This window comes from Anaerosinus sp. (assembly GCF_965318445.1).
Map to the genome: position 1 here is coordinate 25612 of NZ_CBDNNH010000018.1, position 13517 is coordinate 39128.

The window sequence follows — 13517 nt, forward strand, 5'->3', positions numbered from 1 at the left end:
TAAAAACCACTAAGGTTCAGATGGAGTAACAACTCCATCTGAACCAAGTTTACTTTATAGCAAACAAAGCCCTTAGTTCTTATCGTGCCTTCATGCTGCTGCTTTGACGCCAGTGAAAATTAGAACATTTATATATTGCCATGCGACTCCTCAAGAACTTTTTCTTCCGCCTCAGTATCAGATTGCAATTTATTATTTCTATTGAGCACATTGAAATTATCAACAAGAAAACAATAAACTAAAGTTGCCATGGATACAATCGCCAAAGTCACAGCAAACTCCCATATCGATGGAATATAAACACTCTGTAAATGTCCATACATCGAAGTAAATACCGTATTCATACGGTTGATCACTAGACCAAGACATGTCAATACTCCATAAAGCATCAAACCATTACGCGTTTCACCATATTTACTAAACACAATCATAATCGGTAAAATAAGCCCGACTAGCATTTCAGTAAGGAAAAAATCACTTTCTAGATTACCATAAAAAACTAAGCCAAGCTGTCCACGCATAAATAAATCAAAAACTTTTAGTCCTAAATAAGCAAGCATCACTTTTCCGCCTAGCCTTGCTATGCTTGTTAAGACCTCTACCGGAACATCATTTTTGAAGAATTTACGTGTCAGCCAGTTTACCACACATACAGTTGCCGGTCCGACAAAGAAGGATGACATCAAGAAAAAAATGGGTAAATATTCACTCCACCATAAAGCATACATTCTTGATTTTGCTAATAAAAATAGCCCACCCAAGGAAGCCTGATGAAACGTTGGAAACAATACCCCTAAAATTAATAAGAACGGTAAAGCTTTTTTAAAATATTGATGAAAACATTTCCCGAATTTTTCCGTGAAAATTTCACCAAATTCTAACACTTGAATGCTCGTATAAATCATAATACACCAAAAAATTTCAAATAGTACAGAATCATGTCCCCAGGATACAAAAGGACGCCAAAAATTGAGCCACTGTCCAATATCTAAAATCTCAGCTGTCATTACCCAAATATACCCTACTAGGGAAACCAATAAGGAACATCTAGCTACAGATTGATACTTTTCACAATGCAAAATGTGTGCTAAAAAAGCTGTAGAATAACCTCCACCGGCTAAAGCAACTCCAGTAAATACATCAAAGGCTATCCATAATCCCCATGGCCATGCATCACTTAAATTAGTAACAATGCTGAATCCTGTTAAAAGTCTGGTAACAATAATCCCCGCACCAATTAAAACAAATGCTGTCAATAAAGCTCTAAAAGCTGTAATTGTAAAAATGAGTCCGTGAAATTTTATAATGTTTGGTTTACTCATGGTCGTTAGCATCTCTTTCCTTTTCTAATTTGTTCCGGCGTTTTGTATAAACTGCCATTGCCGTTAACAACATACCCCAGCCAACTGCCAAAAATGGAACTTTAGACAAATAGCCTTTCGTATAATCAGAAGGAGGTGTCGTTTCTAAATTCATTTTAAACCCAAGCTGTGCAAAATCAACATCGGAAATATAGAGCCAATTTGTCCCGCCAACTTCAGTTGCACCATATATCTTTCTTACATATTTATTATCTGAACGAACAATTCGTTCCGCTTCTGCAAGCAGATCATTACGATTTCCAAATTTCATTACCGAGGTTGGACATACATCTACGCAAGCTGGTGATTCACCCTTGGCAATACGCGTTGAACACATCTGGCATTTCGTTACGAGCGGCATCGGTTTTTCCCATTCGTATTTTGGTACATCAAATGGGCAGGCTATCATACAATAACGACACCCTACACACAAATCAGGATAATAAACAACTGCCCCATTTTCATCCTTTTGCAGTGCTTTTGAAAAACAAGCAGATGCACAAGCCGGCTCACTACAATGCATACATTGTTGCTTAATAAACCGCCAAACTGGCTCACCATTTTTCGTTACGACATCTTTTTTATTTACAATCGTCCAGTTTTTATCGTTTAACTTTACCTGATGTCCAAGCGCTGGTTTTTCTTCATTAAAATCAAGTTTATTCCAAAGCTTGCAAGCAACTGTGCAACTTCCACAGCCAATGCATTTCGTCAAATCTACTAATACGCCTTTATCCTGTGCCATTCATCTCACTCCTAAAAATAAAGTCATCCGATAACAAAATCATTTCTAGATGATAATCTACATTTTTACAGATCTTTTTTCGCTGTAAACAGATTACTTTTGTCCTGATAGTGCGTATGCAGTAAATGCTCCGCTTTTTCACTCAGCGGTTCTTGAAAAAATTCTTTATATAAAGTATTGATTTCATCATTTTGATAGCTCAATCGCTTCTTCGATTGCTGCGCATCCATTTTATAAAGGCTTGCAATTCTAGCAGTTCGAACATCATCCGTTGGTGGAACTGCACTTTTCGGCTGCCCGCCGCCGCCGATACAACCCCCAGGACAAGCCATAAATTCGATAAATTGCCAAGGCGATTTCTTTTCTCTAACCTGCTTTAAAATTACACGTGCATTTTTTAATCCATGACAAACAGCAACCTTTACGGTTCCAAAGCCCGGTACATCGACTGTAGCTTCTTTTACACCTTTTAACCCACGAACTTCCTGCCAATTTAGTAATGATGCCGGTGGGGTTTTCTTCGTTGCATAGTAATAAAGTGTTCTTACCGCCGCTTCAGTTACACCGCCAGTTACGCCAAAAATTTTACCTGCTCCAGTACTCTCGCCAAGAATAGAATCATATTCCTGATTATCTAAATTTGTCATATCAATTTGCTTCAATTTTATCAATCTTGCCAATTCACGAGTCGTCAATACGAGATCAACATCCATCATATGCTCATTGCCAATCTCTTTACCACTCGCATTCATTTCTGAGCGTTTTGCTTCAGCCTTTTTCGCTGTACACGGCATAATTGCTACAGAAACAATATTTGCTGGATTAATTCCCATTTTAGTTGCATAATAGGTCTTTGCCACAGCACCAAGCATTTGTTGTGGCGATTTGCAGCTTGACATATGCTCTAGTAAATCAGGATAGTAATACTCACAGAATTTCACCCACCCAGGACAGCAGGATGTAAACTGTGGCAGAGTATTCTGAACATTTTTTAAACGATACAGCACTTCTGCCGCTTCTTCCATAATTGTCAAATCAGCCGAAAAACAAGTATCAAGCACAGCATCAAACCCAAGCGCTCTTAAAGCTGCAACTTGTTTTCCTTCAACAATACTGCCAGGCTCCATGCCAAATTCTTCACCAAGAGCAACTTTCGTTGCTGGTGCAGTTTGGACAATCACATATTTATTCTGATCTTCTAATACTTTTACCACATCTGTAATATTATTTTTTTCAGTAATTGCGCCAGTTGGACACCATAAACTGCATTGTCCACAATTCACACAAGGAATATCTTTTTTTAATGGTAATTCATAACTGCCATAAACACTCATTACCTTTTTACAAACTTCGATACATTGTCCACAAAGTATGCATTTTGAATCATTTCGCTCAATAGATACATTGCTTGAAGCAATGGCAATGCGCCCTTTTACCTGAGCTTGCCAATTTCCTGTTCCTTCATACTGAGATGGAATCCAGCCTTTACCACCAGCTGTTTTACCGCTACACCCAGCAGCTAATATCCCTGTGCCAAATAATCCCGCTCCTCCAACCAACTTTAAAAAATTACGTCTTGAAAGTCTATTGCTACCCATGATAAAAGAAAATCCTCCATTCTAGATAAAATACACACCGTTTCGGCAATTATCCCTAAAACTAACCAATAGAAAATCTCTACAAATTTTCAAAATAATTGTATTATTCGTTCTATTAAAGGGAATAATTATCTCAACCAGCCACATTTTATCTCGCATGGAGGTTATATATGAAATTAAATGATATTAACTTAGTCGGTCAAATTGCCGATTTGAAAGAAACGGAATATAAGAATTCACTTATTTTAGCTAGTCTAATCGAACTTTTAATCAGCAAGAATATCTTTACTCAAAAAGATCTAACACAAAAAACAAATGAGTTAGATTTTCTCGCTGAACTACAAATACATTTAAAAAACAATACTAAAACTTCACTATAATGATAAATCAATTTTATCATACCATAATTCTGTTTGTCTATAGATAAACCCCTATGTGAAAAACTTATCTTAGTACATAAGCAAAGAGGAAATCCATAGAAAAACGCTCAAAAAATCTACAGAAAAAGGGCATAATCAACTTTGAATATTAGTTGATTATGCCCTTTTATTTTTAAGGTTACTCATTCTTAGAATTATCTTCTTTGCGATCTGCAAAGTCCGCTTCTTCTTCGAAATTCTTGGTAAGCGGATGATTGACTTTAATCAAAATTCTCGTTATGCGAACATTGTCTACTTCCTCAACAATAAACTCATCGCCCTCGTAAATGATTTTATCATCAATTACTGGAGGCATTTCAATTCTTGAATATAACCATCCACCAATCGTATCGAAGCTTTCTGAATCTAAATTTATTTCTAATTCATCATTAATTTCTTCTAACAATAATCTTGCATCTACTGAATACGTATTATCATCACGCTGCTCGATAAATGGTCGCTCTTCATCAAATTCATCTTGAATTTCTCCGACGATTTCTTCTAATATATCTTCAACTGTTACCATGCCAGCTGTGCCACCATATTCATCGACGACAATCGCAATCTGTGCCCGATGTTTTTGGAGCAATTTTAGCAAATTACTAAGTGGCATAGATTCCGGAACAGCAGTAACTTTTCGTGTCAAACTCCGAATATCCATATCCTTTTCGCCCGTTGATAGCGCTCTAAGCAAATCTTTTATATGCAAAAAGCCAATAATATTATCTTTGTCAGGATCACAAACCGGATATCTTGTTAAATGCTCTTCCAGCGCAATTTTCATATTTTCTTCAAAAGGGTCCTCGGCATACATACAAATCATATCCGTACGAGGAATCATCACTTCTCTAACATTGCGCTCGGCAAAATCGAAAATATTATCAACAAACGTTAACTCCGTCTGATCGATATAGCCCTGCTTATGACTTTCCTCCATCAAAATCCGAATCTCTTCTTCTGTATGTGCAGCTTCCCCCTCATTAGAAACCTGAATACCGACTAATCTTAAAATCCAATTCGCAACGTGATTTAAAAACCACACAGCAGGATACATCAATTTATAAAACATAATCATCGGAATAGCTACCCATAAAACTACACCTTCAGCCTTCTGAATTGCCAATGATTTAGGAGCTAACTCGCCTAAGACAATATGAAGCGCAGTAATAAAAGAAAATGCAACTGCAAAGGATACCGTATGACTAAGTTCAGGTGAAAGACCTAAACTATTGGTAATTGGATCAATAAGCCTAGCTACCGCTGGCTCCCCAATCCAGCCTAAACCAAGGGACGCTAAAGTAATTCCCAATTGCGTAACCGATAAATACGCATCTAAGTGCTCTACTAAATTTTTTGCATATTTTGCTCTTGTATTCCCATCATGTACTAACGTATCAATTCTTGACGAACGAACTTTAACAATGGCAAATTCCGCAGCGACAAAAAAGCCGTTAAGTGCAACTAAAAAAGCAACTAAAAGTAAATTAAGTATTGCGGACGTATAATCCAAAAATTTCCTATCTACTCATCATCACATGAGCAATAGGGTTCACCTCCTAAAAATCTTCTATTCTTTATTATTTCTATTTTCTTTTTTCACATGATTTCGATTGGTTGGCCTTCGTCTAAAATCTACGATTTTCCCTTGTAACAATTGTTTTGGTTTTATTTCAATCTGTAAGCGCTCTGCAAAATCAGAAATCTTTTTTATTTCTTTTGGCGCCACAAGCGAAATACTTTGCCCCTTCTTGCCAGCTCTACCCGTACGTCCGGCACGATGAGTATAAACGCTTTCATTATCACCAACATCATGATGAATGACAAAATCAATATCAGGGATATCCAGCCCACGTGCTGCGACATCCGATGCAATCATTAATGTTACTTTCCCCTTGGTAAAATCATCAATCGCTTTTTTACGTTCTATTTTATTTGCATCGCCTGCTAAGCTACCAACCTTTAATCCATGATAAAGAAGTTTTTCTGTTACTATTTTTATATCATGCGTTTTATTGACAAAAACTAAACCTCGTTTTATTTCTAACCCACGAGTAATTTTTCGTAACACATCTATTTTATCACGAAAATCCGCAAGAAAATAGCTATGCAGGATATTTTCACTAAGCGTAGTTTCATCCTTTAATAAAATCTCTACTGGCTCTTTAGCAAATTCATCTGCTTTACTAAAGGTTTTTCTTGAAATCGTCGCCGAAAATAACATATATTGCACATCAGCTGGAACTTGTTTTACAAATTGACGAACCATAGCAAAATTTTGATCATCCACCATGCGATCTGCTTCATCCAGGACAACCATTTTTACATTTTTGAACTGTAATTTGCCTTTTTTCTGTAATTCAAGAATCCTGCCAACTGACCCAACGACAATCTGCGGTTTATTTTTAAGTTTATCAATTTGGCGAGAAATATTCGCACCACCAATCAAAGATGCTATTGTAATTTTCTTCTCTGCTTTTTGCATGAGCAATTCTAATTGGCGATAAATTTGCATAGCCAATTCATAAGTAGGCGCCAATACAACCGCTTGTAAAGCGCGATTTTCCATTTCAATTTTTTGTACAATCGGCAATAAGTATGCCAAAGTCTTTCCTGTTCCAGTAGCAGATTTACCAATAATGTTTTTCCTAGTTAAAGCAACAGGCAATACCTCCGCTTGAATTTGCGTAAACGCTTCAAATCCCATTTTTTCAAGACCCAATGCAAGTTGTTCATCCAGTCCAAACTTTAAAAAATTTTCCTTCATCTTTTTCTCCTCATCTATTAAAATCCGGTTTTCCTTTATCATCATTATAGGTTGCCCGACATGACGGATAATTACTACAACCCCAAAACGCACCATTTTTCCCATTCCGAAGCCGTAAATCCCCTTGTTTACACCGTGGACAAAGATGATCCGGTTTTTTTATACTCCCATGATCGTCTTCATAAGTTGCCCGACATGATGGATAGTTGCTACACCCCCAAAACGCACCATTTTTCCCGTTTCGAAGCTGCAATACTCCTTGTTTACAGCGCGGGCATTTCTTTTGCCCCTCATGAATCGGCATTACCATTTGCTTTGCCTTTTCACATAGTGCTTTTGTAAAAGACTCCTGCTCAGCAAGAAAAAGCTTTAACTCAGTATCTCCCGCCGCCATACGATGCAAATGATCTTCCCAAACAGCTGTAGAGTCTGGATAAGTCATTTCATCCGGTAAAGCATCTACCAATAAATACGCCGCCTTAGTTGGGATTAAGGTCTTCTTTTTTCCCTCATTTTGCAAGAAACCTCGTGAAATCAATTCCTTGATAATCGTTGCCCGCGTAGCCTCCGTACCAATTCCATATACATCTTTTAGTTTCTTTTTTGCTTCGGGATTCTTTACATATTTATGTATCTCTTTCATTCCTGCCAGCAAAGTTGCTGCCGTAAATCTTGCCGGCGGACGCGTCGCCTTTTTATCAAAGAACGCTTCTTTACAGAAGACTTCATCCTTTTTCTTCATTTCCGGCAATAATGCATCCTCGTCCTCTTTCTTTTCCTCCGTATCTGCTGCACCATAAAGTTCTTTCCAGCCTAATACTTTAATGACTTTACCACTCGCGGTAAATCGTTCTTTAAGATAATGTACTTCCACTTTTGTCTGCAAATACACATGCTGTGGATAAAATTGTGCGATATAAGCTTGTGCAATAAGTCCATATAATTTTTGTTCTGCTTCCGTGAGCGTGCTAAAATTGCACCTCTCTTGCGTTGGAATAATCGCGTGATGGGCAGAAATTTTCTTATCATTCCAGGCACGGCTTTTTATCCCGGCATCTGCTTTATTCGCCCAAGAAGATATTTGATTTTGATCTAAATTCGCCAAATTTGATAAAATCACTTTTGCATCTTCAAATTGGTTTTCCGGTAAATAGTCACAATCAGAACGCGGATAGGTCGTAAGCTTTTTCTCATACAACTTTTGCGCCGTATCCAAAACAAGCTGTGGCTCAAAGCCAAATCTTTTTCCCGCTAAGACCTGTAATGCTGACAATGAAAACGGCAGTCTTTGTGATTCCTTTTTTTCAGTCGTTTCATATAAAGTAACAACACCTGGTTCATTGTTTGCCCGCTGAAATTTATCAACCAGTGCTTTTGCCGTTACTTCATCAATTAAATGGCCCTCACTATCAAGCCCAATTTGCTCATCCATTGCTTTCCAGTTCGTCATAAACTCGCCATTTTCATGAGCAAACTTTGCTTTAATTACGAAATAGTCTACCGGAACAAAGTTTTCCAATTCACGTTCACGCCTTACTACCAATGCCAATGTAGGTGTTTTTACCCTGCCAATCGGCAATACAATTCTGTGTCCCGCACGTTGTGCCGCTAAAGTATAGGCCCGGGACAGATTCATGCCAATGAGCCAATCTGCTCTCGCTCTAGCCAACGCCGATTGTTTTAAATTTAAAAACTCACTATTCTCCCGCAAACTATGAATTGCCTTTTTTATGCTCTTTTCATCAAGTGCATTAAGTAAAATACGCATCACAGGCTTTGTGTTTTCTACATAATCAAGTACTTCATCAATGAGTAGTTGTCCTTCTCTATCAGGGTCACCTGCATGAACAATTTCATCAGCTCTCGCAATTAATCCCTTAACTATCTCAAATTGTTTTACACATGACTCTGAAACAAGAAGCCTCCACTTTTCTGGAATAATCGGCAAATCTTCCATTCGCCATCGTTTATATTTTTCATCATATTCCTCTGGCTCAGCCTGCCTTAAAATATGCCCGAACCCCCAGGTTACAATTCCATCCTTTGTTTCCAAATAGCCATCTTTCCGAATCACTGGACCAGTCAAACATTTTGCTATTTCAGCCCCCATGCTCGGTTTTTCGGCAATATATAATCTCAAATCAGACACCCCAAAATTTTAAGTAAATAAATGATATAATCCGTAAATTAAAGCCCCAATCCATAGAATTGAAAGTAGTGCAACTCCCCATAGAATATAAGGAAATCTACGCTGCCATCTAGCGCAGTCACGCTGGCAATCCGCCATAACCGACGCTGGCAAAAAATTTGACACCAGCATCATCGCCGCAGGAATAATTGCCATATCATCAATCAAGCCTACAAACGGAATATAATCAGGAATAATATCTATCGGACTAATCAAGTAGCCCGCCAAAATAAACAATATAGTTTTTATTTGCTTTGGTGTTTGTGGATGACGCCAGGCAAAAAATAAAATCAACATATACTTACGCAAAAAATCAAAAATCTGGACAATCTTAACCCAAATTCCATTCTTAACCATTAAATCCACCTACCTAAAGTATACTATCGACATTATATTTTAGTAGTAATAATAATATCATATTATTTCTCTTTTTAGTGCATTAATAAACAATATATTTTATTATTTCCTATTTTTACGAGAAATTTATGACGTTTATTTTGATATGGTAGCATCTGAATGACATTAACAATAAAAAAATTAAGACTTGCATTAAAAATTCTTTATTGCAAGCCCTATAATTTAATCAACCTCATATGATATTCTTTTCTTACTATAAATTTTTATAAATCTATAGTTACTAAGATTTCACTTGCATCTTTAGAATTGACACACTTACTTTACATCTTGTTCTAAGCAAGACTCTAAATCTTTTTCCGGTGTACTTATCGGAGTTAAGCAAAAATTATCTACTAGATATTGAAGGACAGTAGGACTTAAAAATGCAGGCAAAATAGGACCAAGATATATCCCCTTAACATTTAATGATAATAAAGCTAATAAATCTGCAACGGCTTTTTGCTCATACCAGGAAAGAATAATCGATAGTGGTAAGCTGTTTATATCCGTATCAAACGCATCTGCAAGTGCTAAAGCGATTTTAACTGCCGAATAGGCGTCATTACATTGTCCAATATCTAATAACCTAGGCAGTCCATCCAGCTCACCAAAATCTAGTTTATTAAAGCGATATTTACCACAGGCCAAAGTGAGAATTACGCAATCTTTAGGAACTCTTTTTGCAAACTCTGTATAATAATTTCTCCCAGGTCTTGCCCCATCGCAGCCCCCAATAAGAAAGAAATGTCTTATTTTTCCACTTTTTACAGCATCAACAATTTTCCCCGCGTAACTTAACGTCGCATGATGGCCAAACCCCACTAAAATTTCTTTTGGTGTTTGATCTTCAGCAAAACCACCAAGTTCTAGTGCTTTATTTATAACCTCACTAAAATCTTTTTTACCATCAATATTTTTCTTGATATATTTTACGCCATCCCAACCTACCACATTAGTGCTAAATATACGATCTTTGTATGATTCTCTAGGTTTCATTAAACAGTTGGTCGTCATGACGATACATCCAGGAATACTATCAAACTCCTTTTGCTGATCTTGCCATGCACCGCCAAAATTTCCAACCAGATGCTTGTACTTTTTTAACTCTGGATACCCATGACACGGCAACATTTCCCCATGTGTATAGATATTAATTTCTTTCCCTTCAGTTTGTTCCAAAATCATTTCCAAGTCTTTTAAATCATGACCTGAAACAATAATAAACGGTCCTTTTTTTACATTTACATTTACTTTTTGCGGTACAGGATTTTTATATGTCGTCGTATTTGCTTCGTCTAATTTCTGTATCACAGCAACACTCATTTCTCCAGTGCGCATTGTCATCGTGATTAAATCTTGAACTGTTAATTTGTCATTCGTCGTAGCTTCTAATCCTCGAAAATAAAATTCATCTATTTGATCACTATAATACCCTAACTCCCGCGCCTGATGCCCATATGCACTAATACCCTTTAATCCATAAAGAATCGTCTGCCTCAACGACCGTATATCGGGATCTAACCCTTGATCAAACATTATCCCCGCCTGTTTAGCATCCTTTAACATATCTTCTTTTGTATCACTTAGATTATAACTGGCCGCTTGAGGGATATCAGTGCAGCTTCCCACCATATTTCGTACTTTTTCCTTAATTTCTTGCGAATGTTTAAGCAGATGAACATGCACATCAGCATCAAAATTTACATTGGTCAAAGTGGTAAATAAAGAATTTTCCACAAAGCTAACAATAGCTTTGTCAATCTTTTCTCCCCTTTCGATTAGCTTTTTCACATAAAAACTAATGCCTTTTAACTGATAAATAAGTAAATCCTGTAGTCCTGCGATTTCTGGCGTTTTCCCGCACACACCAATTTTTGTACAACCTTTTCCGCCAGCAGTCTGTTCACACTGGTAACAAAACATATCATAACTCATGCGAAGCTTCCCTCCTAATAGTTAAAAATCAACGATTAGTCTTATCAAATCAAATGTTTTTATACGAAAAAATGAAAGGATAATTATTTTTTTAATGACCCTGTTGCAGGATTGTCTATCAAATCTCCATTTTTCTCAAATCTAGAACCATGACATGGACAATCCCAGGTTTGTTCAACTTCATTCCAGGTCAGTGCACAGCCAAGGTGAGGACACCGCTTTGTTTTTGGTTTTAGGAGATTAGCTACAGCTGCTACCCCATTAAGTAGCAGTTGTGATTTTAACATACTTCTATTTGGGGAAAATAATTTTTCAAAGGGGTTATCCCTTCCGATGATCATATCAGATAAAAGGATTGCTGATATCATCGAAGAAGTCATGCCCCATTTATTAAAGCCTGTAGCAACATATAAATTAGGCGTATTTGTTGCATACTGACCAATATAGGGGATTCCATCCAGCGTTATACAATCTTGTGTTGCCCATGCATACCTTTCTATCGCATTAGGGTAATATTTTTTAGCAAAACCTCGAATCTCTTTCCAGTTCCCGCCTTCTTCGCCCGTTCGGTGATCTCCGCCTCCAATGAACAATAAATTTTTGTAATTACGAAATGACATTCCTTTTTGCGCTTCATCCACGTACATTCCATGAACATTTTGCGCATTTTCTAAGGCAATGACATAGGAACGATGCTGATACATCTTTAAAAAGAACATCCCGTGTTTATTGATCACAGGGAAGTGTGTTGCAACGATTATTTTTTGCGGAATTATTTTCCCCGCATTTGTAATAACAGCGTTTTCGCCAAGTTCCTTTATAAACGTATTTTCATAAATATTTAAATTTTTTGCTATAGCATTTATAAATTTTAAAGGATGAAATTGCGCTTGATTCTTAAATTCAATTGCACCACATGTTTTAAAGGGTAGTGGAAGGTCTTCGATAAATTCCGCCACCAGTCCAAGTCGATAAACAGCCTTTATCTCTCGTTCAATTTTTATACGATCACTTAATGAATACGTATATGCACTTTTTTCTTCAAAATCACAATCGATATTTTCACAAATTTCTTTATATCTTTTTAATGCTAATTGATTAGCATCAAGATATTGTTTTGCTTTCTCGACTCCATTATCATGGATTAATTTATCATAAATCAAACCGTGTTGTGATGTGATTTTTGCTGTTGTCTTTTTTGTAATTCCATCCCCTATCGTTTTCCCCTCGACAAGCATATAATCAACACCAGCTTGCTCAAGAAAGTAAGCAATTAATATGCCCGCCATTCCTCCGCCAATAATTAAAACATCAGTTTTCACATCGCCTTTTAGACTTTTAAAGTTTAACCTTTGACTACTTTCTGTCCAAATCGATTGCATGTTATTTTCAACTCCCAATTTCATTACTTATTCAAAATTTTTCACCAACAAGATTTTTAATAGAAACATGAATTCCAGCAATAACCGCGCCAATTAAATCTCCAATTAAATCGACATCTGTATCTAATAAACTAGGTTGATTAGGAGGATTCGGATGAGATATATTATCACCAATGAATTCTGAAATTTCATACATTGTACCCAGGGTTATCCCAATACACATCGCCAATATAAATTTAACTGACCTATTCACAGGATGATTTTTTTGCAATTGCATCACTAAAGCATAGGCGAATAATGAAAATGAATACGTGCCAAACATATGCAGTATTTTATCAAACAGAAAAGATTGTTCATAAAGATTTAAAATATAGCCAAAAAAAGCATCACAAAAAAGGGTGAGCATCATCAATAATCGAATATACCTGCTCATTTGAATCTGATATCTAGTTTCAAGAAAAGAATATAAAATCCAGCTGCTCGTCGTAATCATAACACTCCATGAGAAATCCATTCGCCCTCTATAGATGAGTATTATCATTATTATAATTTGTATAAGCAGAAAACAAATTGTATTTACATCTCTCTTTTTTATTATAAACCCCCCATATATCCAGCAATTTATTTTATACTATTTCAAATTTTTATATTATTTATGTAAAAATTAAAAAGCTTGTACTGACATTATGCAGCGCAAGCTTTTTTCCTACCATACTAATAATCTTTTTA

The 13517-nt window shown here is 36.5% G+C and carries 11 protein-coding genes; 1 reads left to right on the top strand and 10 read right to left on the bottom strand.

The window, feature by feature from the left end:
- Positions 1-128: 128 nt before the first annotated feature.
- The 3 genes from nrfD to ACWZFG_RS08370 form a co-directional block, all read right to left on the bottom strand.
- The gene (gene nrfD, locus ACWZFG_RS08360; RefSeq protein ID WP_418627031.1) at positions 129-1322 is read right to left on the bottom strand and encodes an NrfD/PsrC family molybdoenzyme membrane anchor subunit; all 1194 of its coding nucleotides are present in this window, start codon (positions 1320-1322) and stop codon (positions 129-131) included.
- On the bottom strand, positions 1315-2106 hold the full coding sequence (locus ACWZFG_RS08365; RefSeq protein ID WP_177505712.1) for a 4Fe-4S dicluster domain-containing protein: 792 nt from the start codon (positions 2104-2106) through the stop codon (positions 1315-1317). The genes nrfD and ACWZFG_RS08365 overlap by 8 nt, the downstream gene beginning before the upstream one ends.
- A gap of 65 nt (positions 2107-2171) precedes the next feature.
- Positions 2172-3704 carry a [FeFe] hydrogenase, group A gene (locus ACWZFG_RS08370; protein ID WP_177505711.1) on the bottom strand — a complete coding sequence of 511 codons (1533 nt, stop codon included), beginning with the start codon at positions 3702-3704 and terminating at the stop codon, positions 2172-2174.
- A gap of 170 nt (positions 3705-3874) precedes the next feature.
- On the opposite strand from ACWZFG_RS08370, the gene ACWZFG_RS08375 reads away from it, so the two are divergent.
- Entirely contained in the window at positions 3875-4084 is a 210-nt protein-coding gene (locus ACWZFG_RS08375) for a hypothetical protein (RefSeq protein ID WP_147666602.1), read from the top strand.
- Positions 4085-4262: 178 nt separating this feature from the next.
- On the opposite strand, the gene ACWZFG_RS08380 is transcribed toward ACWZFG_RS08375, so the two are convergent.
- The 7 genes from ACWZFG_RS08380 to ACWZFG_RS08410 all read right to left on the bottom strand — a co-directional run bounded on the left by ACWZFG_RS08380 (position 4263) and on the right by ACWZFG_RS08410 (position 13302).
- Positions 4263-5633 (bottom strand): hemolysin family protein, encoded by a 1371-nt coding sequence (locus tag ACWZFG_RS08380; protein ID WP_177505710.1) that lies wholly within the window; start codon positions 5631-5633, stop codon positions 4263-4265.
- Positions 5634-5690: 57 nt separating this feature from the next.
- On the bottom strand, positions 5691-6887 hold the full coding sequence (locus tag ACWZFG_RS08385) for a DEAD/DEAH box helicase (RefSeq protein WP_177505709.1): 1197 nt from the start codon (positions 6885-6887) through the stop codon (positions 5691-5693).
- A gap of 10 nt (positions 6888-6897) precedes the next feature.
- Positions 6898-9027: a DNA topoisomerase 3 gene (locus ACWZFG_RS08390; protein ID WP_177505708.1), complete on the bottom strand. Its 2130-nt coding sequence runs from the start codon at positions 9025-9027 to the stop codon at positions 6898-6900.
- Positions 9028-9045: 18 nt separating this feature from the next.
- On the bottom strand, positions 9046-9432 hold the full coding sequence (locus tag ACWZFG_RS08395; protein WP_177505707.1) for a DUF1232 domain-containing protein: 387 nt from the start codon (positions 9430-9432) through the stop codon (positions 9046-9048).
- A 315-nt stretch (positions 9433-9747) separates the two neighbouring features.
- Positions 9748-11406 carry a hydroxylamine reductase gene (hcp, locus tag ACWZFG_RS08400; RefSeq protein WP_455577407.1) on the bottom strand — a complete coding sequence of 553 codons (1659 nt, stop codon included), beginning with the start codon at positions 11404-11406 and terminating at the stop codon, positions 9748-9750.
- 83 nt (positions 11407-11489) lie between these two features.
- Positions 11490-12788 (bottom strand): FAD-dependent oxidoreductase, encoded by a 1299-nt coding sequence (locus tag ACWZFG_RS08405; protein WP_455577408.1) that lies wholly within the window; start codon positions 12786-12788, stop codon positions 11490-11492.
- 31 nt (positions 12789-12819) lie between these two features.
- Positions 12820-13302, bottom strand: a complete 483-nt coding sequence (locus tag ACWZFG_RS08410; RefSeq protein WP_418627036.1) for a hypothetical protein — start codon at positions 13300-13302, stop codon at positions 12820-12822.
- Positions 13303-13517: the final 215 nt, after the last annotated feature.

Coding starts and splice junctions, on each gene's coding strand:
- nrfD (WP_418627031.1), bottom strand. CDS start 1,322: ATGAGTAAACCAAACATTATAAAATTTCACGGACTCATTTTTACAATT.
- hcp (WP_455577407.1), bottom strand. CDS start 11,406: ATGAGTTATGATATGTTTTGTTACCAGTGTGAACAGACTGCTGGCGGA.
- ACWZFG_RS08375 (WP_147666602.1), top strand. CDS start 3,875: ATGAAATTAAATGATATTAACTTAGTCGGTCAAATTGCCGATTTGAAA.
- ACWZFG_RS08370 (WP_177505711.1), bottom strand. CDS start 3,704: ATGGGTAGCAATAGACTTTCAAGACGTAATTTTTTAAAGTTGGTTGGA.
- ACWZFG_RS08410 (WP_418627036.1), bottom strand. CDS start 13,302: ATGGATTTCTCATGGAGTGTTATGATTACGACGAGCAGCTGGATTTTA.
- ACWZFG_RS08365 (WP_177505712.1), bottom strand. CDS start 2,106: ATGGCACAGGATAAAGGCGTATTAGTAGATTTGACGAAATGCATTGGC.
- ACWZFG_RS08395 (WP_177505707.1), bottom strand. CDS start 9,432: ATGGTTAAGAATGGAATTTGGGTTAAGATTGTCCAGATTTTTGATTTT.
- ACWZFG_RS08385 (WP_177505709.1), bottom strand. CDS start 6,887: ATGAAGGAAAATTTTTTAAAGTTTGGACTGGATGAACAACTTGCATTG.
- ACWZFG_RS08405 (WP_455577408.1), bottom strand. CDS start 12,788: ATGCAATCGATTTGGACAGAAAGTAGTCAAAGGTTAAACTTTAAAAGT.